19 protein-coding genes, 20 tRNA genes, 1 rRNA gene and 2 pseudogenes are annotated in these 23,257 nt (G+C 39.6%); 8 read left to right on the top strand and 34 right to left on the bottom strand.

Annotated features, from left to right (window positions below):
• Positions 1-90: 90 nt before the first annotated feature.
• On the bottom strand, positions 91-651 hold the full coding sequence (locus tag AEA09_RS02655) for a helix-turn-helix domain-containing protein (protein WP_053582372.1): 561 nt from the start codon (positions 649-651) through the stop codon (positions 91-93).
• A 247-nt stretch (positions 652-898) separates the two neighbouring features.
• On the opposite strand from AEA09_RS02655, the gene AEA09_RS02650 reads away from it, so the two are divergent.
• Positions 899-2,374, top strand: a complete 1,476-nt coding sequence (locus AEA09_RS02650) for an L-lactate permease (protein ID WP_053582371.1) — start codon at positions 899-901, stop codon at positions 2,372-2,374.
• A gap of 133 nt (positions 2,375-2,507) precedes the next feature.
• On the opposite strand, the gene AEA09_RS02645 is transcribed toward AEA09_RS02650, so the two are convergent.
• Entirely contained in the window at positions 2,508-2,825 is a 318-nt protein-coding gene (locus AEA09_RS02645) for a hypothetical protein (RefSeq protein WP_053582370.1), read from the bottom strand.
• Between the two features lie 132 nt (positions 2,826-2,957).
• Between AEA09_RS02645 and ytzI the strand changes: the two genes are divergently transcribed.
• From ytzI to AEA09_RS02635, 4 genes are all read left to right on the top strand, one after another.
• Positions 2,958-3,104 (top strand): YtzI protein, encoded by a 147-nt coding sequence (ytzI, locus tag AEA09_RS19770; protein WP_156312021.1) that lies wholly within the window; start codon positions 2,958-2,960, stop codon positions 3,102-3,104.
• 94 nt (positions 3,105-3,198) lie between these two features.
• The gene (locus tag AEA09_RS20080) at positions 3,199-3,360 is read left to right on the top strand and encodes a hypothetical protein (protein ID WP_169778055.1); all 162 of its coding nucleotides are present in this window, start codon (positions 3,199-3,201) and stop codon (positions 3,358-3,360) included.
• Positions 3,357-3,590: a membrane protein insertion efficiency factor YidD gene (gene yidD / locus AEA09_RS02640; protein WP_053582369.1), complete on the top strand. Its 234-nt coding sequence runs from the start codon at positions 3,357-3,359 to the stop codon at positions 3,588-3,590. Before AEA09_RS20080 ends, yidD begins: the two co-directional genes overlap by 4 nt.
• Positions 3,591-3,693: 103 nt before the next feature.
• Positions 3,694-4,704: a metal ABC transporter solute-binding protein, Zn/Mn family gene (locus tag AEA09_RS02635; RefSeq protein ID WP_053582368.1), complete on the top strand. Its 1,011-nt coding sequence runs from the start codon at positions 3,694-3,696 to the stop codon at positions 4,702-4,704.
• Here the strand turns inward: AEA09_RS02635 and AEA09_RS02630 are convergent.
• From AEA09_RS02630 to AEA09_RS02605, 6 genes are all read right to left on the bottom strand, one after another.
• Positions 4,684-5,895 carry a transglutaminase domain-containing protein gene (locus AEA09_RS02630; protein ID WP_053582367.1) on the bottom strand — a complete coding sequence of 404 codons (1,212 nt, stop codon included), beginning with the start codon at positions 5,893-5,895 and terminating at the stop codon, positions 4,684-4,686. The two genes, AEA09_RS02635 and AEA09_RS02630, sit on opposite strands and share 21 nt — an antisense overlap.
• A gap of 307 nt (positions 5,896-6,202) precedes the next feature.
• Positions 6,203-7,630, bottom strand: a complete 1,428-nt coding sequence (locus AEA09_RS02625; protein ID WP_053582366.1) for an o-succinylbenzoate--CoA ligase — start codon at positions 7,628-7,630, stop codon at positions 6,203-6,205.
• Between the two features lie 212 nt (positions 7,631-7,842).
• The gene (menB, locus tag AEA09_RS02620) at positions 7,843-8,661 is read right to left on the bottom strand and encodes a 1,4-dihydroxy-2-naphthoyl-CoA synthase (protein WP_053582365.1); all 819 of its coding nucleotides are present in this window, start codon (positions 8,659-8,661) and stop codon (positions 7,843-7,845) included.
• 17 nt (positions 8,662-8,678) lie between these two features.
• Positions 8,679-9,491, bottom strand: coding sequence for a 2-succinyl-6-hydroxy-2,4-cyclohexadiene-1-carboxylate synthase (gene menH, locus AEA09_RS02615; RefSeq protein ID WP_053582364.1), 813 nt, complete (start codon positions 9,489-9,491; stop codon positions 8,679-8,681).
• Positions 9,479-11,203, bottom strand: coding sequence for a 2-succinyl-5-enolpyruvyl-6-hydroxy-3-cyclohexene-1-carboxylic-acid synthase (gene menD, locus AEA09_RS02610; protein ID WP_053582363.1), 1,725 nt, complete (start codon positions 11,201-11,203; stop codon positions 9,479-9,481). Before menD ends, menH begins: the two co-directional genes overlap by 13 nt.
• Positions 11,196-12,581: an isochorismate synthase gene (locus AEA09_RS02605; RefSeq protein WP_053582362.1), complete on the bottom strand. Its 1,386-nt coding sequence runs from the start codon at positions 12,579-12,581 to the stop codon at positions 11,196-11,198. Before AEA09_RS02605 ends, menD begins: the two co-directional genes overlap by 8 nt.
• Positions 12,582-12,802: 221 nt before the next feature.
• Here AEA09_RS02605 and AEA09_RS02600 point away from each other — a divergent pair, with 221 nt between their 5' ends.
• On the top strand, positions 12,803-13,723 hold the full coding sequence (locus AEA09_RS02600; RefSeq protein ID WP_053582361.1) for a 1,4-dihydroxy-2-naphthoate polyprenyltransferase: 921 nt from the start codon (positions 12,803-12,805) through the stop codon (positions 13,721-13,723).
• A 210-nt stretch (positions 13,724-13,933) separates the two neighbouring features.
• Here the strand turns inward: AEA09_RS02600 and AEA09_RS02595 are convergent, their stop codons facing one another.
• The 26 genes from AEA09_RS02595 to rrf form a co-directional block, all read right to left on the bottom strand.
• Entirely contained in the window at positions 13,934-14,857 is a 924-nt protein-coding gene (locus AEA09_RS02595) for a dipeptidase (RefSeq protein WP_053582360.1), read from the bottom strand.
• A 47-nt stretch (positions 14,858-14,904) separates the two neighbouring features.
• A complete protein-coding gene (locus AEA09_RS02590; protein ID WP_053582359.1) occupies positions 14,905-15,360 on the bottom strand; it encodes a TraR/DksA C4-type zinc finger protein in 456 nt (151 codons plus the stop codon).
• Positions 15,361-15,437: 77 nt separating this feature from the next.
• Positions 15,438-16,199 carry a MerR family transcriptional regulator gene (locus AEA09_RS02585; RefSeq protein ID WP_053582358.1) on the bottom strand — a complete coding sequence of 254 codons (762 nt, stop codon included), beginning with the start codon at positions 16,197-16,199 and terminating at the stop codon, positions 15,438-15,440.
• 261 nt (positions 16,200-16,460) lie between these two features.
• Positions 16,461-17,531, bottom strand: coding sequence for a branched-chain amino acid aminotransferase (locus AEA09_RS02580; RefSeq protein ID WP_053582357.1), 1,071 nt, complete (start codon positions 17,529-17,531; stop codon positions 16,461-16,463).
• A 102-nt stretch (positions 17,532-17,633) separates the two neighbouring features.
• Entirely contained in the window at positions 17,634-18,848 is a 1,215-nt protein-coding gene (gene dpaL, locus AEA09_RS02575; protein WP_053582356.1) for a diaminopropionate ammonia-lyase, read from the bottom strand.
• Positions 18,849-18,953: 105 nt separating this feature from the next.
• Positions 18,954-19,025: transfer RNA gene (locus tag AEA09_RS02570), tRNA-Glu, on the bottom strand.
• A 12-nt stretch (positions 19,026-19,037) separates the two neighbouring features.
• Positions 19,038-19,128, bottom strand: a tRNA-Ser gene (locus tag AEA09_RS02565).
• A gap of 13 nt (positions 19,129-19,141) precedes the next feature.
• Positions 19,142-19,218, bottom strand: a tRNA-Asn gene (locus AEA09_RS02560).
• A 7-nt stretch (positions 19,219-19,225) separates the two neighbouring features.
• Positions 19,226-19,299: transfer RNA gene (locus tag AEA09_RS02555), tRNA-Ile, on the bottom strand.
• A gap of 4 nt (positions 19,300-19,303) precedes the next feature.
• Positions 19,304-19,377: transfer RNA gene (locus AEA09_RS02550), tRNA-Gly, on the bottom strand.
• 5 nt (positions 19,378-19,382) lie between these two features.
• A tRNA-Phe gene (locus tag AEA09_RS02545) sits at positions 19,383-19,458 on the bottom strand.
• A gap of 37 nt (positions 19,459-19,495) precedes the next feature.
• Positions 19,496-19,571: transfer RNA gene (locus tag AEA09_RS02540), tRNA-Asp, on the bottom strand.
• A gap of 4 nt (positions 19,572-19,575) precedes the next feature.
• Positions 19,576-19,650: transfer RNA gene (locus AEA09_RS02535), tRNA-Met, on the bottom strand.
• A 46-nt stretch (positions 19,651-19,696) separates the two neighbouring features.
• Positions 19,697-19,789 (bottom strand) — tRNA-Ser (locus AEA09_RS02530).
• A 15-nt stretch (positions 19,790-19,804) separates the two neighbouring features.
• A tRNA-Ile gene (locus tag AEA09_RS02525) sits at positions 19,805-19,881 on the bottom strand.
• Positions 19,882-19,888: 7 nt separating this feature from the next.
• Positions 19,889-19,962: transfer RNA gene (locus tag AEA09_RS02520), tRNA-Met, on the bottom strand.
• A 25-nt stretch (positions 19,963-19,987) separates the two neighbouring features.
• Positions 19,988-20,063: transfer RNA gene (locus AEA09_RS02515), tRNA-Ala, on the bottom strand.
• Between the two features lie 23 nt (positions 20,064-20,086).
• Positions 20,087-20,163: transfer RNA gene (locus AEA09_RS02510), tRNA-Pro, on the bottom strand.
• A gap of 9 nt (positions 20,164-20,172) precedes the next feature.
• Positions 20,173-20,249: transfer RNA gene (locus tag AEA09_RS02505), tRNA-Arg, on the bottom strand.
• A 19-nt stretch (positions 20,250-20,268) separates the two neighbouring features.
• Positions 20,269-20,357, bottom strand: a tRNA-Leu gene (locus AEA09_RS02500).
• A 6-nt stretch (positions 20,358-20,363) separates the two neighbouring features.
• Positions 20,364-20,438: transfer RNA gene (locus AEA09_RS02495), tRNA-Gly, on the bottom strand.
• Positions 20,439-20,483: 45 nt separating this feature from the next.
• Positions 20,484-20,568 (bottom strand) — tRNA-Leu (locus AEA09_RS02490).
• A 21-nt stretch (positions 20,569-20,589) separates the two neighbouring features.
• A tRNA-Lys gene (locus AEA09_RS02485) sits at positions 20,590-20,665 on the bottom strand.
• Between the two features lie 6 nt (positions 20,666-20,671).
• Positions 20,672-20,747: transfer RNA gene (locus AEA09_RS02480), tRNA-Thr, on the bottom strand.
• 3 nt (positions 20,748-20,750) lie between these two features.
• A tRNA-Val gene (locus tag AEA09_RS02475) sits at positions 20,751-20,826 on the bottom strand.
• Positions 20,827-20,836: 10 nt separating this feature from the next.
• Positions 20,837-20,952, bottom strand: a 5S ribosomal RNA gene (rrf, locus tag AEA09_RS02470).
• Between the two features lie 432 nt (positions 20,953-21,384).
• Here rrf and AEA09_RS19410 point away from each other — a divergent pair.
• Together AEA09_RS19410 and AEA09_RS02460 are read left to right on the top strand one after the other, a co-directional pair.
• Positions 21,385-21,854 (top strand): annotated as a pseudogene (locus AEA09_RS19410) (nicotinate-nucleotide diphosphorylase); the annotation flags it as partial.
• Positions 21,847-22,911: pseudogene (locus tag AEA09_RS02460) on the top strand (quinolinate synthase). The pseudogenes AEA09_RS19410 and AEA09_RS02460, both read left to right, overlap by 8 nt.
• Positions 22,912-23,257 lie beyond the last annotated feature (346 nt).

Raw genomic sequence — 23,257 nt, 5'->3', positions numbered from 1 at the left:
CATTCAACTTTCACTGAAAAAAGTACTGTACTTAACCTGAAAAAGCATAACATATATTGCTTTTATGTCGTGAATTTATCACCATGATACCTATTTCTTCACCTGTGTGGAATCAATCACAAGGAAATAACGACACTCTTCTTTTCCAATATTAATAAATCTATGTTCTGTATCTGCTTCGAAAAAGAATGAATCCCCCTCTTCTAATTCATCGTTGAAAACTCCTTCCCCTAATTCCACGCGTAATTTTCCACTCTCAACAAAAATATATTCTTGAACACCCGATTTGTGTGCTGGAAATACCCCCGATTCTTCATGAGGTGGAATAGTATTTAAAACAAATTCAATGCCTCTTGATGGAAAAGACGGTGACAATAAGTGTCGTTGAAAACCGGATTTTTCATCTACATAAACGGGACGATTGTTTTTTCGCATCACGACAACATCTCTTTTTTCCTGCTGATCTAATAAAGCTGAAAGAGTCGTATTTAAAGCCTCCGCAATTTGACAAGCTACCTGAATAGTTGGATTCTTTTCTTCTCTTTCAATTTGAGACAGCATGGAAGCACTCACTTTACTTAAAGAAGAGAGATCCTGTAAGGTCATATTGCTTTTCTTCCTAATAAAATATACTTGTTTTCCAAAACCCATTATATTAAGCTCCTTCAATTCCATTTTCATTATAGTGTATTTTCAGAGACGTATTTCTTCTATGATATGGCACAACAGCTATAACTTTCAACATTAATAAAACCTTATAGCGTTATTGCGAATCTGTAATTCCAATATTTTAGTTGCTTTCACAGATTAAATAAATATAATATTCAATATTTTTATACTATAGTGTAATTTTATATACTATAATGAATTGAAGTCATATAAATTAGGAGTGTATGAAATGTTAAAAGTAATTCTTGCTTTGCTACCTCTACTTAGTATTTTGTTTATGATTTTCATCTTAAAAAAATCTTCAATTTTTACAGGGATGACCGCTTGTATTATTACAACAGTCATCGCTATTTCACCTGTCTTTAATACGAATATGAAAATATTACCTGAACCTATCACGAAAGGTTTTCTGACGACATCCATTATTGTGTACATCTTATTTTTTGGTATTTTTTTATTTCACTTGATGGACAAAGCGGGGGCTATAAATGGAATTGCTTCTTCTATCACGAACTCGACCAACGATAAAATATATCAGGTTTTGATATTAGCTTTAGGATTATCTCCTTTAATAGAAGCTGTTAGTGGCTTTGGTTTAGCCGTAATTGTCATTGCCCCTATCTTAATTGCATTAGGATTTAGTCCAGTTCAATCATCCGTAATTGCTTTAATTAGTTTATGTATTATACCTTGGGGAACTTTATCTTTGGGTACAATCATTGGAGCTACATTAGGCGGTATTCCCTTACATGAGTTAGGCATGGGCAGTGCCTTAATGTGCATACCTATATACATCTATTTTGCAATTTTGGTTACATACATAGGCGCCGGGAAAGAAGCTTTAAAAGAGCGCTTTTTACAAGTGCTTTTTATTGGGTTTTTATTAGGCTTTTCTGTATGGATCTGTAATCGTTTTGCTAGTGTCGAACTTGCAGGTATATTTGGATCTCTAACTGTAATCGTCGTTATTTTTCTAATGATCAAGCTAAAGAATAAAAGAAGTAAATCTACACAAGAAAATCCATCTGCTTTTCTAAAAAATATTTCTCCTTATTTACTATTAATCATCCTGTTATTTACTTCAAGAATTATTCTTCCTATTAAAGAATTTCTCTCTGGCATATTCAACATTACGATAGAAAAATATAATTTTCAGTTAGCACTACTATATTCACCAGGTTTTTTTCTCATGCTTGTTTGCATTTTCACACTCTTCTTCTTCCGTTTAAACAGAAGTGCCATCATAGATAGTCTTAAGTTAACAATCAATAAATGTTATCCCGTCGTCTTAACTACTTTTTTATATATTGTCGTTTCGGAGATTATGTCAGAGGCAAAGATGATAGAAATTTTATCATCAACAGCGGCACATTCTTTTGGCCAATTTTTCTTATTTATTGCACCTTTAATAGGAGCTACTGGCGGTTTTTTAACTGGAAGTAACACCGCGTCCAATACAATGTTTATTAGACTGCAAACAGAGACGGCCGTACAAATTGGAATCTCTCCAATTCTCGTAGCTTGCGTTCAAAATGTCAGTTCATCTCTGATGACAATGGTGAATCCATCAAGGGTTGCACTTAGTTGTTCTGTATGTGAAATTAGCCCTTTGGAAAATGAAATTCAAAATAAATTAGCCTTCGTTGGCATGGGTACCCTTGCAATTATTATCATAGAGGTAGACATAATATATTCACTATTATAGTTAGTTTTATTATGCTTCAGTAGAATAGGATCCATAAAAAATTGATCCTTTTTTCAAAATACTAAACTGTCTTTTTTCAGTAGACATCGAAATGAAACTTCCTCCACCAAATCAAAAAATGCCTAGCCGCAAGCTAGACACGTTTATCGAAATACGGCAACTGCTCCACAAATGCTTTTGTGTCATCATCACCATACTCATGCACTAAGGCATATATTTTTTTTAACCTCAAATCAATAGCATCATTTTCTTTATCTAAATGATAGGGTACATAAGGAAGCTGTGCTCTCCACATATTCGATATTTCGAGTAACTGCATTTGCTGAAAGATTTTTTCAAAAACATCTAGTGCTTGTCGGTCAATATTTAGTTCAAAATTCCAAGGTCCTGCATGGGGATTTGTATAATACGTTTGGTTGGCAAGTGAAAAATATACGCGTTGGCGATCCATCAAAACACTCCTTTTTCTATAGTATGATGGAAAAGGAATTTTTTTATTCGTTGGAATGTCAAACTTCCTTCACAATTACCATGCGTGTATATTCTATAATAGTAATGATGAATCCGAAACGGAGTGAAGTAAATGAGTTTGACCGCACTACTAATCGTAGCGATTATCATTGTTGTTTTAATAACGGTTGCAACAATTACAAGTGTCAATCGTGCTTATGCCTTTAAACATACAGTCGATGAAAAACCTGTTCAAAATGGTCAACACGACAATAAGTAGATTGATACATAATTTATCCCTGGTTCAATTAATACGTTTTTAGCAAAATAACTATTATAATAAAAATACTGAAACGGATTTGGAGTGAAAATAAATGGGCGTCCCATTACCAATAATTATTATGATTGCCATGATGATGCTAATGTTTGGTGTCTCTGTCATCGTACTTTTAAAGAAAAAAGGCGATGTTTTTAAACATACAATCGATGCTAAACCTGAGCAATCAACGATACAGCACAAGGATGGTCAAACATGAAATATCCCTTTATATGGCTCATTCAGTTTTACAGAAAATTCATCTCACCTATGACGCCACCTTCTTGCCGCTTCCATCCTACATGCTCCTCTTACGGATTAGAAGCATTTCAAAAGCACGGTGCAATTAAAGGACTTCTCATGACGACAATTCGTATTTTAAAATGCCAGCCACTACATCCTGGTGGCTTTGACCCAGTTCCAGAAAAATGGCCTTCGAAAAAGAATTAATTTCGAAGGTCATTTTTTCTTGTACTTTTCTCTAAAGTACGTTATTATAAAAAACGTTAAAATAAATCGTAATGATTACTGTTTAAAGGAGTTTTATTTAATTATGAAAAAAATATTTTTACTATTCACTGTAGCCACACTCGCGCTATTCACAGCAGCATGTGGTGAAAAGTCATCTACTTCAGATAAGACGTCTGATTCTATAGACAAACTTTCCATTTACACGACAGTTTACCCTTTAAGCTATTTCACTGAACGTATTGGTGGCGACTTTGTAGATGTATCTTCTATTTATCCACCTGGTGCAAATGAGCATACATTTGAACCTACACAAAAAGATATGATGAAGTTAGCAGATGCTGATTTATTTTTCTATGTTGGGCTAGGTCTTGAAGGCTTCGTTGAAAATGCAAAAAAAACGTTAGCTAAAGAAGACGTAACAATGATTGCAACAGCGGACCAAATATCTGATGAAAAATTAGCTATTAGCACAGGTCATTCACATGACGAATCAACAGAAGCTGTTCATGACCACGACGATGAAGCAGAAGGTCTTAGTCATGAAGACCACGATCACAGTGATGTCGACCCACACGTTTGGCTATCGCCTATCATTAGCCAAGACTTAGCACTTTCTATTAAAAATGCATTAGTTGAAAAAATGCCTGAACAAGAAGCTACTTTTACTGCAAATTACGAAGCCTTAGTAAATGAGTTACAAGAGTTAGACAGTCAATTTAAAACAATGGCTAATACAGCAACTGATAAAACATTCTTCGTATCACACGCAGCATTTGGTTATATTGCGGGTGAATATGGTTTAACACAGGTACCAATTGCAGGCTTAAACTCACAAACGGAACCTTCACAAAAGGAATTAACGGCGATAGTCGACAAAGCGAAGGACTTAAGCATTCACTACATTTTATTCGAACAAAACGTTTCATCCAAACTAGCGGAAGTTATTCAAAAAGAAGTTGGTGCTGAATCACTTGTCTTGCACAATTTAAGCATCCTAACAACCGACGATGTGAAAAACAAAGAAACTTATTTCACTCTTATGGAGAAAAATATTCAAACTTTAGAAAAAGCATTAAACGCTCAAACCCATTAATAACTGAAGAAGGGTGCCTCGAATATAAAAATTCGAGACACCCTTTTCTATGACGACTAGCTTTTTATGAGATATTCTCTGTTGTGCAATATGCAACCTCTTATACTGTTGATTGTAAATTAGATGATCTACTCCTTTGCTATCAAAAGATAAATGCATCGACAAAATAGCCATAAGAAATTTCGCGTTCAGGTTCGCTTCATATATTTTTGAAAACTTGTCGACCTTTGAATAGCCACCCTCATAAATCGTGTTTTTTACTACTGCAAGAAATTGAATGCCATAGTCAGAAAACCCCATTAAACGTGGCAGTCCTACATTTTTAACAGATATGTTTTGATTACTGTCAATATAAAGGTCATTTAGTGAAAATACGCTATTCTTACTAATTGCCGTGGAAGCGTATTCACGGTTTGCTACTGGATATTGAGTACGATCCCATTCATGATCTTCTGCCAATTGCTCATCTGACAGAAGGAAATAGTTATAACGTACTTCGTTTGGTTTATCTGGTACTGGATCATCCCATGTGACATCAATGTGATACCACGCACCTTCTAAATTTACTAGTACCCAAGCATGAAGCTGCTCCTTTGCATCTCCAGCAACATAACGTACGTCAAATCCCAACTTTTCTAGCATACGATAAAGCACTAATGCATACGCTTGGCACACCGCCTTGTTTTCAGTTAACAATGTGTACGGTGAATACTGACTGTTGACTGTTTGACTTGAATACTCTGTAGACAAGACGATAAAGTCATGTGCAGCTTTAACTTTCTCAAAGTTACTAAGTCCACGCATAGGCGCAATAATGTTATTCAATGTATAATCTACAAATGCTTCTTCAACTTTTGAGTGATGATAAGTAAATTGAAATTTTATTATAATATTATCTACATAACCGCTATATTGCCATTTAAAACTCGCTATATTCGCATACATATATTGATCTGTAACAGCCTCTTTAATCATTGCTGTTAGCTCATCTTTCATCAAAGCACTTTTTCCAGTATAACGAATATCAAAGTCTGTTTTTAATTGCATTACAGCTTGTTGAATTTGATGTGTTAGTTCATTTGTTGTATTTGCTGTTTCCATATTTTCATGATAATTATCGGCCAGAACATGCAGATGACTCATTTGTAAGAAAGTTAAAATAATCATGGTCATACATAAATATTTTTTCATATGAGTCTGTCTCCCTTACTAACTAATTTATGTAGTTTTCCAATTTTTTATGCAAACTACTAGTAAATAAGTGACTACTACTATAGAAAAATAAGGCTTATCGCATAACGTGGGGTTGATTTCCGTTCCGACTGGGCGCTTTCCAGGGGGCGTTCGATGAGCCGCTTCACTCGCTAAGCTCGCTCCAGGGTCTCATCTAGAACGCCTAATCCACCAGGAGTCGCCCAGCCTCCACTCCAATCAACAAACATTCTAAAATCTAAACCAAAAAGAAGCCTTCTCATATGCAGAAAGCTTCTTTCTTAGACTATAATTCCTTCAATTTTCTTCTTAATAATTTATTAGATCCATTTCGAGGTAACTCATGAACAAAATTTATCTCCTTAGGCATTTTATATTTAGCGAGGTTATGTTTACAAAAACTTATTAGTTCCTCAACTGATACTGGTTCCTTCAGTACTATATAGGCTACTGGTACCTGACCCCATTTTTCATCATCCTTGCCACATACGCCTGCTTCCTTCACAGCTGGATGTGCGAGAAGTGCATTTTCGATTTCTGCAGGATAAATATTTTCCCCACCTGAAATGATTAAATCCGCACGTCGATCAACAACAAATAAATAGCCATCCTTATCGATATAGCCAATATCACCCGTATGCAGCCAACCATCTATTGTCGCTCCTTTTTGAGCAAAGCGACCAATATAGCCAGGTGTCACGTGCGGGCCACGAATACAAATTTCTCCCTCACCTTGTTCATTTGGCTCAGCAATACGAATTTGGTTGAAAAATAGCGGCTTCCCAGCAGAGCCAATTTTAAGCATCGCATCCTCACTCGCAAGCGTTGCCGTTTGTGAAGAAGTTTCTGTCATGCCATAGGTTTGTGCAACCGCTAAATTTCGCGCCCCGGCACGTTGTAAGTAATCAACAGGCACAGGTCCTCCACCTGCAAGCATCATTTTAAAACGTGATGAAGCTTTTGCATTTTTCTCCTCTAGTACATGTAAAATACGTTCTAATGTGACAGCTACGACAGACATATGTGTCACATCCCCATTCACAATATTATGTGTAATCGCGTCGACATCAAATTGCTCATATAAATGCACTTTGTTTCCATAGAGTAAGGAGCGCACTAAAATAGAAAATCCGCTAATATGAAATAAAGGTACAGCGCACAGCCATACATCCCCTATATGTAAGCCTAAATTTAATACAGAGGCGGTCGCACTCGCCTGATGATTACCAACTGTTTGGCGTACTCCTTTTGGAAAACCAGTTGTGCCAGACGTATACATAATTGAAGTTGTTTGTTCTAATGGCCATTCTTTAGCAATCGTCACTTCTTTTTCAATACCTTGCTCAATTACAGAAAATAAATGTACTGGCGCATTTTGTGGAAGCTTGTTGGCATCCTCATCCGCAACAAGTAATGCTACTACTTCCGCATCAGCTAACTGATACGCAATTTCTGATGCTGATAAACGCCGATTAAGCATGACTAATTCACACTGTAAATGCATACAAGCATACATCATAACAATAAGATTTGGCATGCTTGGCCCCATGATCGCAATACGATCACCTTCCTGTATGCCAAGTGCCGTTAATTGTCGTGCCCGTTTTATCGCAAGTTCATTTAACTCATTGAATGTCCATGTTTGTCCTTCATATGTTAAAGCTTCGCGCAATGGTGTTAAATAGGCGCGCTGTAAAATCCAGTTTGGATACATATTGTTACCTCCAATCATTCACAATGCTAATCTTACTGCTTTTTTGTATAATTTGCATAGATATTCTGCGGTTTTATCCGTCACTTTCATGATTTTATCCGTCGCATTTTCAATTTTATCCGTCAGACTCATACTTTTATCCGTCTAAACACATTACCAAAAAAAAACACGTATCCTATGAAAAGATACGTGTCTCTATTATTGACTAGCCATCAAGGGAATCTTGGGAATTGACCGAAGTCTGGTTTGCGTTTTTCTTTGAAAGCGTCGCGGCCTTCTTTTGCTTCATCTGTTGTGTAGTAAAGAAGTGTAGCGTCGCCTGCCATTTGTTGAAGACCTGCTAAGCCGTCTGTGTCAGCGTTCATCGCTGCTTTTAAGAAGCGAAGTGCCATTGGTGACATTTCTAGCATTTCTTCACACCATTGAACTGTTTCGTCTTCAAGTTGCTCATAAGGAACAACTGTGTTAACTAAGCCCATATCAAGTGCTTGTTGTGCATCGTATTGACGGCAAAGGTACCAAATTTCACGTGCCTTTTTATGTCCGATAATACGTGCAAGGTATCCAGAACCATAACCAGCATCGAATGAGCCAACTTTTGGTCCTGTTTGTCCGAAGCGAGCATTGTCTGCAGCGATTGTTAAGTCACATACTACGTGTAGTACATGTCCACCACCAATTGCGAAACCTGCAACCATGGCAACAACTGGTTTTGGAATAACGCGGATTAGGCGTTGTAAGTCTAATACGTTTAAGCGAGGAATTTCGTCGTCTCCAACATATCCACCATTTCCACGTACTTTTTGATCTCCACCTGAACAGAAAGCTTTTTCGCCTTCGCCTGTTAAGATGATGACTCCTACATTTTTATCATCACGCGCGCGTGAAAATGCATCGATCATTTCCGTTACCGTTTTTGGACGGAATGCGTTGCGTACTTCTGGTCGGTTAATCGTAATTTTTGCGATACCGTTATAAAACTCATACTTAATATCTTCATAAGTATGTAATGAAGTCCATTGACGTGTCATTAGATTGCCTCCTAAATTTAAGAAAATAAATACTCCTCTACTATTGTAGCAAACTCCGCAGGATTTTCCACATGAATTGCGTGGCTAGCGTCATTTACTGTCATATGTTGCGCATTCTTGAATAACGCTGTCATGTCAGTAGCAATTTTACAAAACTTTTCATCAAGCGAACCTGTAATCAGTAGGACAGGTAAGTTGAGTATTTCCAAAAAGGGCCAATTAGATGGTTGCATGCCCGTCCCTATACCACGTAGACTGCCAACTAAGCCCTGCTCACATTGCGCAAGTCGCTCTGTTCGAATCGCATGCCGTACCATTTCTGGTAACCTTTTTTGAGATTCAAAGAGCGGGATGTTTTCCCATGCATCCACAAAGGATGTAAGTCCGTTTACCTCAATTTTATCGGCTAATGCGTTATCTCTCTGACAACGCTCTATGCGTTCTTTTGATGTACGTAAGCCCGGTGATGCACTTTCTAACATTAACTTTTCAATTCGCTCTGGATACGCAATGGCATAAGACAAGGCAATACGGCCTCCCATGGAATACCCGAGTAATGAGAATGTCCCTAATTGTAATTGAGTGAAAATTTCTTCTAGGTCCTTTACTTGCTCCTCCATTGAGAAGCGACTTGCCTGCTCAGGTACCTCTGTTTTGCCGTGACCAATTAAATCAATTGCCACGACGCGAACATTCGGTAGCGAATTCGCCAAATTTCGCCAAGTGGCCGTACTACCTGTAAATCCATGTAATGCTACGACTACTTGCTCAGCCGCTTCATTCCACACTTCTACATTTGTCTCAATGCCACGGATACTTAACTTTGCCATGCTTTTAAACCTGAATTTATTCGTTGCCATAGCGCACGATGCGCAAAAACATTTTCCTCACGATCTGTGAAGATTTCTACTAAACGTAAAGGCCGTTGCTTCGCCATCATAAATTTCGGGAAAAACTCTGTAATTTCATCCACACGTAAATATTCCATTCCATACATATGCGCAATATCACGAAACTCAAGCGCAGTGGGTGTACCAAATAAATTCTCATAATGTTCTTGAACTGTTGCCTGCGGTAAATAAGAGAAAATACCACCACCATCATTGTTCATGACGATTATTGTGATATTGCATTCCTGATAACGTGAAGCAATCAGACCATTTATGTCATGTAAAAATGCTAAATCACCTATGAGTAAATAGGTTTCACGTTTATTTACTTGGCTAAAGCCCATCGCTGTAGAAACAACTCCATCAATACCATTCGCACCACGGTTCGCAAACACACGAATATCCTTCGTTGTTTTAATTAAAAACGTATCAATATCACGAATTGGCATACTACTACTTACAAAAATATCACTACCCTCTGGTATGCATTCAAGAAGTAAGCTGACCATTGCGCCTTCATCAATTGCTCCGTCTGTGTAATGCTCTATATATTCAAGTGCAAGATCATCGGCATCTTGCCACTCAGCTAAGTATTCCGCTTCAAGCATATTATCACGAACATCTAATTCACTTAACCACTCACCAATAGTCGCCTGTATAAAGTGTGTGGATGCACCTGTTGCATCACGGAACATTGGATTTTCATCGACGACAATATACGCATTTGGCTGTGATTTAGTAATAAATTGCATTATAAATTTCGAAATCGGCTGTGCGCCTAAACGAAGCACCGTTTCTGGCTTCACTAACGCTGTAAAATCATCGCTCTTCATAATCGCATCGTACGTGGCGATCACATATGGCATACAGTCTTCTGGTACTGAAGTTCGCATATTCGACAGACTTTCCACGAGTATTGGCCATTTTAACTGACGTACAAAATCCCATATAATCGTTAAATCTGTACCAAGTGGAAGCTCCCCAATTACAATAAATCCTCGTTTAGTCGCACATAAAATGTCTCTAAGTTCTCGTTTCGTTTCCACTGATGGCGTTAGCTCCGCGATACTACTGTGCTTAAATGTTGCTTTCGGTAGCTCGTCACTAAAGTCAATTAGTAATGGCTCACGAAATGGCACATTCAAATGCACAGGTCCAAATGGTGCACTCGTTGCAATTGCGACTGCACGTGCGATATGACGCTCTATAAATGGCAATGTCGGTGCTGCGCCATCCGCTAAAGGAAAATCGACACTCCATTTCACATGTTCTCCGTAAAGGTTTGGCTGATTAATTGCTTGCGGTGCGCCTACCTCACGTAATTCATGTGGACGGTCTGCTGTAATAACTATTAAAGGTACACGCGCATAACTCGCCTCAACAATAGCTGGGAAGTAGTTAGCTGCCGCTGTCCCTGATGTACACAACAACACAACTGGCTTTGCTGTTGCTTTTGCGATACCTAAAGCAAAAAACGCCGCGGATCGTTCATCCACCTGGCGATACATCGTTAATTCTTTTGTTGATGCAAAGGCATAGGCAAGCGGTGTTGAACGAGAACCAGGACTTACGACAACATGTTCGACTCCACCTTGTACTAGTGATGCAACCATTTTATAAACATAATCAGTTAAAATCTGACGATCATTCATCTAATTGACCTCCTAAAGCGCGAAGCATTGGGCGAAATTTCACTAATGTTTCTTCATATTCAGATTGAGGCTCTGAATCTGCCACAATACCACCACCTGCATATAAATAAGCTTTATCATCGACTAAGCTTGCAGAACGAATCGCTACAGCAAACTCCCCGTTTCCTTCTGCATCCAGCCAACCAATTGGTGCAGCATAGAGCCCTCGGTTCATTGGTTCGTATTTACGAATCGCCGCCATTGCCTCTTGTCTTGGAACGCCACCTAAAGCTGGTGTTGGATGTAGATGCTTCGTTAATTGTAATATTGTTGCCGTATCGTTTAACTGACCTTCAACAGGCGTATATAAATGTTGAATATCTCGGATTTTCAATAAACGTGGACCAGCAGGAATTTTCGTATCCGTACAATTTTTGCGGAATGTTTCAGCAATCATATCGACGACATACTGATGCTCACCGCCATTTTTCCGGTCATTCAAAAGACTTTGACCTAATACGCCATCTTCCTCTGCCGTTTTGCCACGTTTAATAGAACCTGCAACGCAAGACGAGAAGGCTCTGCCATTTTCCACTTTCACAAGACGCTCTGGTGAAGCACCGAAAAATAGTAAATTATTTCGCTCTAAGCCAAATAAATAACTTTCAGGTTGCTCATTGATAACCTGCGAGAGCACTTGTGGTGATGATACTCGCTCTTTAAATTGCAGCGCAAGTGAGCGGGCGATAACTACTTTTTCTGCTTCTTTCGCCTTAATGAGTGATGTCACCTGATTGATTGATGCTAAATACTGCTCCTTATAAGGTTCGAAATAGTTTATCATTGCAGGCTTTGTATATGTTTTTACTTCTTTAACCTGTGCCGCGTGAATTAAATGATCACGCTCCTTAAGAAGTGTTTCAAATTGTTCTTCTGCTTGTGCATTTTCAGATACAAGGTTCACACTTATATAAGCTTTGTCATCACGCAAAACAAGTTGATACGTTGCGAGTGCAAAATAAGCTTCTGGAAAGTCTGTCCACTCTCCACTCATATCATTTTGTGGATCAAACGTAAAACCACCAAAAAGAATTGGCTGTAATTCCGCTTGCCCCTTAACACAATTTTTCGTTAAGCTGATCCATTCCTTTTCTACATCATCAAAACGGTCGTTTTTTGCGTTATTTTGAATTGTATAGGCATGTCCTAAGCCCACTAATGTCATTGTTTTTTCTCTATTTTGCCAATAAAATCGTTCACCTTTATAACGCTCCTCACCGGCTGCGTAAAACGCTAGTGCCGATAAGCGACTCACTTCGATCGTTTCCATATAAAAATGAAGGTTTTGGCCCAAAGAGTCCACATTTACTTCTGTGGCTTGGTACCACTTCTGTTGCATGAAAATTCCCTCCGTTGTTGCAATGTAAACTCGTTAAAAGAACCGTCCCCTAGTTCCTCTGACGGCTATTAATTACTGTATCGTTCTATAAATTCAGTTTCTATTGTATCATATCATTTTTTTTGACTTAACTGTATGTAATAAGCTGATAACCTACCCAATTTCTCCTTCTTCGTATAAAATAGAAAGAGTCTACAACAATCGAAGGAGAGAATCACCTTATGACCAAAGTCATTGAAGCTGATAGGGGTTTTAAAGTTTGGTGGCATCTAACACGTCCACATACTTTAACCGCTTCATTCGTTCCGGTATTTTTGGGAACAGCAATTGCACTAGCAATTGACAAAGAAACTATTAATTTTGTCCTGTTTTTTGCCATGCTTATTGCAAGTATGCTCATTCAAGCGGCAACAAATATGTTCAACGAATACTATGATTACAAACTAGGACTCGATAATGAACATTCAGTAGGTATCGGCGGGACAATTGTCCGTCATGGTGTTCAACCAAAAACAATTATGATTATTGCACTTAGCTTTTATGCCATTGCTGCACTAATCGGTATTTATATTTGCGCCTCAACTTCTTGGTGGCTTGCAGCTGTCGGACTTGTTTGTATGCTTATTGGCTTTTTGTATACAGGAGGACCTTATCCAATAGCGTATACACCATTTGGGGAGCTTATTTCAGGGGCTGTCATGGGGATGGGGATTGTATTAATCGCCTTTTATATTCAAACAAGAACAGTTACACTGGATGCTGTATTACTTTCTGTACCAAGTATGATTTTAGTTGGAGCAATTATGCTCTCAAATAATATACGTGACATTGTCGGAGATGCAGAAGGTGGACGGAAAACACTCGCAATTCTAGTTGGTCGTGACCGTGCTATCACTATGCTATCCGGCTTCTTTATCATCTCTTATTTATGGATTATCGCACTCGTAGCAGTTGATGACATTACCGCATGGGCACTCATTATTTTCTTAAGCATACCGAAACCACTACGTGCTATCCAAATTTTCCGCGATAAAAAAGAAGCAAAAGAAGTAATGCCTGCGATGAAATATACAGCGCAAACAAATACTTTCTTCGGCTTCCTACTTGCTCTTGGCTTATTATTTAATTATTTCTTTTATTAATAGGTGTGCAACATCCTTAACGGGTTGTCGTTTTTTTATCTTCATTCAGCAAATTTTTTCTGCGCGAAAGCGAAGCGTCAGCGACAAACACTGAATGAAGATAAAGCCTCCGGCGGATGTCACAGATTTTGCAAAGGAGTGAATTGTGCAAGCACAATTCAAAATCCGGACGCATTGTTTATCTGCGCGAAAGCGAAGCGTCAGCGGCAATTACGCTAAGGCGTAATTGATATAGCGACGAAAATTCGCATTAGCGATCCCTCGTACTTCTTCAATCGAAAAATGTTCTCGTAAGGCTTCTAATAAATTTTGCGCCTCACCTGCATGTGCTAACCCATCTACCGTTACATCAATACCATCAAAGTCAGAGCCTAAGCCTAGATGCTCTACACCTACTAAATCAGCGAAATGTTTAACATGTGCTACTAAATCCTCCATTGAAGCATTATCTCCGATAAAATGTGGATAATACACCACATGGATATGTCCACCATGTTCTACTAGTGCTCTTGCTTGTTTATCCGTTAAATTACGTGGATGATCACATAATGCACGTGCATTACTATGACTCGCAATAATATGCTTTGCGAGTGGTAGGACGTCCCAAAATCCCTGTTCATTTAAATGCGACACATCAATAATTATATCTCGCTCATTTAAAATGTTCACGACCTCTTTACCAAATGGCTTTAAACCAAGCTTTGCATCTTGCTCAGCGCCGTATGCCACACTGTTTTCACCATTCCATGTTAAGCCAACAAGCTTTACCCCAGCATCTAACACTGCCTGCAATTTTGTAATATCATCACCAATTGCATCACAACCTTCTAAACTTAAGATTGCACCTATTTCATGTGGTGCTAAACACTCAAGCTGTGACCAGTCGGTAATATGAACCATACCTTCTGTTTGCAGTACATGCATATGAAATGCTTCTATTTGACGCATTACCTCTAAAAACTTCATGCTTTGAGGAATTTTCGGGTCAATAAAAATAGCAAATACTTGCGCTTTTACTTGGCCTAATTGCAAGCGACCTTTATTAGACTGTAAACGCTCATCATCTTTAAAGTTCGCAGTTTCTAGCGTAGTTAATTTCATCAGCACATCGCAATGTAAATCAATAATGTCCATACTTCTTCACCTCATACAGCTATTATACTGCCAGAGGTAAAGAAAGCTTACATATTTTGATCTGACTCTGTATCCGATGAGCCAAATGCCTCGACCTCTTCAAAATCATCCGAAAATTTAGGTGAAGCCGATAGCACTTCCTCTTCCACAGGTCTTAAACCCTCATCATGATGCTCCGCATGCTCTACACACGTCAACGCTTTTGGCATTGCCTCTAGTCGTCCAAGTGGAATCTCTTCTCCACATACCGAACAAACGCCATATGTGCCGTCCTCCATTGCTTGGAGGGCTCGTTTAATTTCCTCAGCATTGTCACTACGGTGCTCATCTATTGCCATTTCCGTTAATTGATCTGTTAAGTCACTCGCATTATCGGCTGGATGATTATCATAATTTGATAATTCCGTTGTCTCAGGCATCTCAGAAGCTTCCATCTGTTGCTCTACTTCCTTTAATTCCTGTTCTAATTGTTTTTTTAACTTGGCTATTGTTTGTTCTTTCAAAAAAACGCCTCCCTTTGCCTTTTCTGTATTTTTTCCTAAAATATCTTTTCTAAACACCAGTCAAAGGGATAGTTCGTTTAATTTTGTGTATAGACAAGAATAGCATCGTGTAAAAACTGCGCTGCACCCGGCGTTACACGCTCATCATAGTAGGCCGTAAATCGCTCATCTGCTACATACATCTGCGCTAAGCCAGCATGTGCTTCCTTCGAATATTTCGACCAATTGAAGCTTAACCAGCGCTTGTGTAATTCCGCTACCTCCATTGCTATATCACTTGATGTATCGCCAATTTCCATCGCTTCTTTTAAGCGATCAAATAACTGGTGCTCGAGCTGTTGCATTGCTTCATACTGTTTCTCTGTCATATTTCTTAGTTTCGCGTTGGATGCATCAACTGTTTCATCCCCATATTTTTCACGAATTTCCTCACCGTATTGTTTTTCATTATCCCCGATAAGCTTTTCTTTAAAGCCCTTAAATTTTTCTTCGTTCGTCATTGGTATATCCTCCTCTAGTGATTGAATGCTTTGTTCAACTGTTTGTAATAACTGGTCGAGTTGTTGTTTTCGTTGTAGTAGTGCAACTCGATGCGATTCAAGTGCCTCTTTTTGCTGAAAATCAGGAGCTTGAATGATTTTTTGAATCGTCGCCAACTTCATATCCAACGCTCGGTAAAATAAAATTTGCTGTAACATATCAAGCTCATCTTGTTCATAAAATCGGTAACCTGCCTCATTCGTTCTTGCTGGCTTCAACAAGCCAATTTCATCATAATAGCGCAAAGTTCTCGTACTAACTCCAGATAATTTCGCCAGCTCTTGAATCGTATATTCCATAGCTTTCACCTCCACTATCCATACTGTAAACCTTTACGCAACGTCAAAGTCAAGAAAAAATACTGCCCTCAGAAACCTATATATTCAACACAATAATCTCAATAAACATCCCTCTCCCTGATTTTATAAAAAAAGCTATGTTTCTCATAAAAAATTGTGAGAAACATAGCTTTTTTAGATCACGTATTATAGGCATGCGGTCCGATTCATCGTCATAAGCCACTACACCTATTTTTTTGCTTTCAAAGGAGAATCATTTTATTAAATAATTACAGTCCAATCAAATGTGTCTTCAATTGTTCCATTTTGAATACCTGTTAACTTGTCGTACAATGATTGCGTCAATAGTCCAATTTCATTGTTATTGACAAGTATTTGTTGCTCCCCATATTTAAATTCACCAATCGGCGAAATTACAGCAGCTGTTCCTGTGCCAAATGCCTCTTCAAGTGTGCCATTTTCATATGCTTCCACAACCTCATCTACAGAAATACGACGTTCTTCAACAGGGATATTTTGCGAATGTAGCATATGGAGAATCGAGTCCCGTGTAATACCAGGTAGTATACTGCCATTTAATGCTGGTGTAATGACTGTTCCATTAATTTTAAAGAAAATATTCATACTTCCTACTTCTTCAATATATTTATTTTCTATACTGTCTAGCCACAGTGTTTGTGCATAGCCTTCTTTGGACGCAAGCTCAGCTGCTTTTAAACTACTTGCATAGTTTCCGCCTGTTTTTGCTTCGCCTGTACCACCTTTAGCAGCACGCACATATTGCTTTTCAACTAAAATTTTCACAGGATTAAGCCCCTCTTTATAGTAAGAACCGACTGGCGACATAATAATAATGAACTGATAATTCTTTGATGCAGCCACGCCTAAATATGGTTCTGTTGCAATAATGAATGGTCGAATGTATAAAGATGTACCTGGCGCTGTTGGAATCCACTCACGATCAAGCTGCACAAGCTCCTTCAGTGCAACCAATGCATGCGCCTCATTAATCGTTGGAATACACATACGATCATTCGAATGATTTAAGCGTTGAAAGTTACGTTCCGGGCGAAATAAAAGAACTTCATTTGTAGCCGTTACATATGCTTTCATCCCCTCAAAAACTGTTTGGCCATAATGGAAAACCATCGCAGACGGATCAAGTGTAATTGGTTGATACGGCATAATACGCGCGGAATGCCAACCTTCCCCCTCTGTATAGTCCATCACAAACATGTGATCTGTGAAAACTTGACCAAAACCTAATGTATGTATATCTGGCTTATCCTTTAATGTTCTCGTACGTTCAACTTGAATAGGAAATGCTGTCATCTAAAAAACTCCTCACTCTACCAACTTTACTTTCTATTATAGAATACCAGATATTTTCAAACAATCTGAAACTTTAAAATAAATCTTACTTCACTTTCGTTTTTAAATAGTTGGATATTTCCCATGCCACATAATATCACGATAATTGTTAACATCCGTATCGCCTTCAGTGTTAACTAATAATACACGCGAAGTGGTATTTATTTGCAGCACCTCTTTTAAATCCTGATAGTTACTGTCGGTCATAATGGCATAAAAACATCCTGCTGGCACCGCACCAGACTCTCCTGCAATAATTCTAGGATCCATTTCTAGTGGATTTCCCAGTACTCGCATTCCTGTAGCAGCGACGTCCTCAGCACAGCTAACGCTCACCTTCGTATAGGCTTTCAATATATTCCATGCAACCGGACTCGGCTCCCCACATGCAAGCCCCGCCATAATCGTCTGCATCGCGCCACCAACATTCACAGATTGTTCTGTCCCCCGTTTAAAGCTTTCATAATAACAATTTGCTACATGTGGCTCCACCAATACGAACGTTATATCCGGCTTGTAATACTGCTGTAAAAACGCCACCATTGCACTTGCAAAAGAACCTACCCCCGCCTGCAAAAATACATGCGTTGGTGCTTCTTCAAGTTGTTGTACAACTTCTTTCATTAACGTTGTATAGCCTTGCATGATCCATAGTGGGATTTCTTCATAGCCTTCCCACATCGTATCTTGCACAATAATCCAACCGTTTTCCTCAGCAAGCTGTGAGGTATAACGAACCGTATCATCATAATTCATTTGTGTAATTTCAGCATAAGCGCCTTCATTTTTTATATTGTCTAGACGTTCCTCTGCACTGCCAGCTGGCATATAAATACGCGCCTTAAAGCCAAGCTCTCTCGCAGCCCAAGCCACACCACGTCCATGATTACCATCCGTCGTTGAAATAAACGTCAATTCTCCTAACCGTTTCTTCACTTCTGGCAACTTCAATTCCTCAAACGACAGCTCATCAATATTTTTTCCTAACACCTTTGCTAAATACTGTCCTAACGCATAAACGCCACCTAGCACCTTGAACGCATTTAAGCCAAATCGGTAGGACTCATCCTTCACACAAATCTGATCTACGCCTACATCAGCTGCTAAAGCATCCAATCTTCGCAAAGGAGTCTCTTCAAACTTCCCATATGTACGATGGAATCGCTCCACACGATCCACCTGCTCTACGGTGAAATGTTCTAGCAAAGTCACTACTTGTTCTTTGTTTCCTTGCACACGGAGTTGTTTATTTTTAACCCACTTTAATTTGTCTTTCATATCAATGCCCCCTATCTTTATTCTATCAACATCTTATCTGAAATAATTTCCAAATACAAAAAAAAGCACAGATGACGTTTTTCAACATCTTCTGTGCTTTAAGTATGACCCCTACGGGATTCGAACCCGTGTTACCGCCGTGAAAGGGCGGTGTCTTAACCGCTTGACCAAGGGGCCGAATTTTTATTGTGGCGGAGAAGGAGGGATTCGAACCCTCGCACCGCTTACGCGATCTACACCCTTAGCAGGGGCGCCCCTTGAGCCGCTTGGGTACTTCCCCACAAATAAAAAAATGGCTCCGAAGGCAGGACTCGAACCTGCGACAACCTGATTAACAGTCAGGTGCTACTACCAACTGAGCTACTTCGGAATAATGATGGGCCTAAATGGACTCGAACCATCGACCTCACGCTTATCAGGCGTGCGCTCTAACCAGCTGAGCTATAGGCCCTCTATGGAGCGGGTGAAGAGAATCGAACTCTCATCATCAGCTTGGAAGGCTGAGGTTTTACCACTAAACTACACCCGCGAATATGGTGGGTCAGGACGGAATCGAACCGCCGACACTTAGAGCTTCAATCTAATGCTCTACCAACTGAGCTACTGACCCATATTCGATTAGAATTAACTAATCTTTTTTTAAAAAATGGCGGTCCCGACCGGGATCGAACCGGCGATCTCCTGCGTGACAGGCAGGCATGTTAACCGCTACACCACGGGACCATTTTGGTTGCGGGGACAGGATTTGAACCTGTGACCTTCGGGTTATGAGCCCGACGAGCTACCACTGCTCCACCCCGCGACAATATTATTCGAGTTTATAAGACACCAATTATTTACAATGAAAATGGAGGAGGTAGAGGGATTCGAACCCCCGCGCGGTGTTACCCGCCTGTCGGTTTTCAAGACCGATCCCTTCAGCCGAACTTGGGTATACCTCCGTAACAATATATAAATGGTGGACCTTGCAGGACTCGAACCTGCGACCGGACGGTTATGAGCCGTCTGCTCTAACCAACTGAGCTAAAGGTCCTTTAAGATGGCGGCAGAGGGAGTCGAACCCACGACCTTTCGGGTATGAACCGAATGCTCTAGCCAGCTGAGCTACGCCGCCAGGATCTTTATATGGTTATAATTTATGGTGGAGCCTAGCGGGATCGAACCGCTGACCTCCTGCGTGCAAGGCAGGCGCTCTCCCAGCTGAGCTAAGGCCCCATAATGGGTATGTTTTTAAGAAATGGTCGGAATGACAGGATTCGAACCTACGACCCCTTGGTCCCAAACCAAGTGCTCTACCAAGCTGAGCTACATTCCGAAATATATATGGCGCGCCCGGCAGGAGTCGAACCCACAACCTTCTGATCCGTAGTCAGACGCTCTATCCAATTGAGCTACGGGCGCTAATAAGCATAAAATAAAATGGTGCCGAGGGCCGGAATCGAACCGGCACGGTGATCACTCACCGCAGGATTTTAAGTCCTGTGCGTCTGCCAGTTCCGCCACCCCGGCACATTTTGGAGCGGAAGACGAGGTTCGAACTCGCGACCCCCACCTTGGCAAGGTGGTGTTCTACCACTGAACTACTTCCGCATGTGCTTAGATTTATTTATCCTGGCAATTATGAAATTAAAGAAATGGTGCGGGTGAAGGGAGTCGAACCCCCACGCCTTGCGGCGCTAGATCCTAAGTCTAGTGCGTCTGCCAATTCCGCCACACCCGCATATTTACTTGGCAATTTAAATGGTGAGCCATGAAGGACTCGAACCTTCGACCCTCTGATTAAAAGTCAGATGCTCTACCAACTGAGCTAATGGCTCTAAAAATGGTGCCGGCGATAGGAGTCGAACCCACGACCTACTGATTACAAGTCAGTTGCTCTACCAACTGAGCTACACCGGCATATGGTGGAGGATGACGGGCTCGAACCGCCGACCCTCTGCTTGTAAGGCAGATGCTCTCCCAGCTGAGCTAATCCTCCTGGGTATTATGCCTAGCGACGTCCTACTCTCGCAGGGGGAAGCCCCCAACTACCATCGGCGCTAAAGAGCTTAACTTCCGTGTTCGGTATGGGAACGGGTGTGACCTCTTTGCCATCATCACTAGACTATGTATTTCGTTTTGAATTTTTTTAACCTGTCCTTCAAGACAAGAATTAGTATATAACGTTTTTCTTCATTACGCAATACCTTTTTATAAAATAAAAGAAATCCTTACTTTCCGAAGAATTTATTGTCATTTTAGAGATTTTTTCGCTCTGTCAACCATTATAACAATTGTCATTTCAAAAGAAAACATTAAATTAATGTCTCCAACAATATAAAGTGCATTGCCAGATTTTTAATGCTAGATTAATCAATGTATTACATTCTATTAATAACGAAGTAACTACCCCTAACCTCTAGTTGGATTTAATAATTGCATGTAAGACACATTTGTCGGCAATATCGTATAGATAGACTTTTATGCCTACCCAAATATGGATGGATCCTTACTAAATACACCCTCCTCCTTAAATTACAACTTAGCTGTCCATTAAACAGCAGGTACAGATGCGAAAATTTGTGACACACGTAAATCGATGCCAGGCTTACATATGCTCGATAAACATGCCGTTCGTACAGTTGGTGTTTACAATCATCGTAGTGGGCTATACGATGCTATTATGCTAAAGGATAATCATATCGCGTTTGCTGGAAGTATTACAAAAGCTGTTCAAACAGAATGCGCTAAAATTAGTCATAGCGTCAAAATTGAAGTTGTGATTTAAACAAAAGCACAATTGGATGAAGTCATTATAGCAGGCGCGGATATTATTATGTTCGACAATCGTACATCAGAAGAAATTCGTGCTTGGCTTCCAACTGTCCCTGCGCACATTGCAACAGAAGTTCCAGGTAGTATTACACTCGAAACCTGCATGCATATGTCGATTCTGGCATTCAGTGGATTTCACTCGGTGCGATTACCCGTTCTGTGAAAGCTTTTGATATTAGTGCACTTGTGTAAACGAACGGAACTCACTCCCTTATCAATCACTAGTTTATTACAACAAACTTCATTACTCCCAGAGTATTACAGATTATTAACTAGAGCGGATATGGCAGCTCGAATTATAACCATAAAAAAAAGATTAGGCAGAAACTATTTATCCCTGAACATAACTATCAGAAAGATGAAGTAATTCAATTTGCCGACGCAACAGGAGATTCCTTATAGCTCGCTCAATTATCCGCTACTAATAAAGAAGCTAATTACATTGTTTTTTGCGGCGTACATTTTATGGAGGAAATAACCGAAAAACATCATATCTGCTTACCAGATATGCGTGCAGGCTGCTCGATAGCTATATGGCCGATTTTACAACAACTTTCTGGCGACACTATCATCCCATTAACATACGTAAATTCGTCAGCCACCATTAAAGTCTTTTTGGACGTTAAGGCGGTGCCTGTGCCACATCATCCATTGCAAAAAACTGCTGGAATGTGCTTTTACACAAAAACACCGTATTGCCTTTTTACCTGACCAATCTTTAGGAAGAAATACTGCGTTCGACGTAGGTGTGCCACTTGAAAAAAGAGCAGTCTGGAATCCTCATACGAATACGCTTGAAACGGAACAGTCACTAGAAAACATTCAGGTGATTTTATGGAAATTACATTGTTCTATCCATGCAGGATTTACCGTACAGCATACAGACAATATCCGTCAAACAAAGTCGAACATGCGCATCATTGTACATCCCAAATGTAGTCGTCAAGTTAATGCAGCCGTCGATGACGCAGGTTCAACGAAATACATTATTGATATGCATCAAATCGTTCAAACCGGTACAGAAATGAATCTCGTTAATCGCATCATCAAGCAAAATTCAGATAAACATATCATTTCCTTTAACGAAAATTGTTGCTTTTATCTAACGATGAATCGAATCGATCTCTCTCATCTACTATGGTCACTCGAGAGCATTGACCAAGGCCATCCACATAATCGTATTTAAGTAGATTCACCCATAGTCGAAGAAGCACGAAGTTCCCTCGAAAGAATGCTCTCACGAGGGTAAAGAAAGTTAAGAAATCTATCCTCCCTCAACATTTGACGAAACATCTTTTAGATGAATTTCATCAAATACTTCTTACAAAACCAAATTACACTTGTCTAACAATACCAACAATTAACTACTCATTTCAAAAACGAAATTTACATTATTGTGTAAAGTTTGAATTAGATGTTAATTCCTTGTTAACACACATTTATAAAAAGATATTTGGCGCTCTAAATTATGGTTCTATAATATTTGTTGGGCATTTAAACAATTCCATGCATAAAAAAAGCACAGAAGATGTTTTTCAACATTTTCCGTGCTTTATGTATGACCCCTACGGGATTCGAACCCGTGTTACCGCCGT

It is taken from the genome of Lysinibacillus contaminans (assembly GCF_001278945.1).
In the GTDB taxonomy this organism is placed as follows: domain Bacteria; phylum Bacillota; class Bacilli; order Bacillales_A; family Planococcaceae; genus Lysinibacillus; species Lysinibacillus contaminans.
Note: the sequence above shows the minus strand (reverse complement) of the source record. Positions and strands in the feature narration are given on the sequence as shown.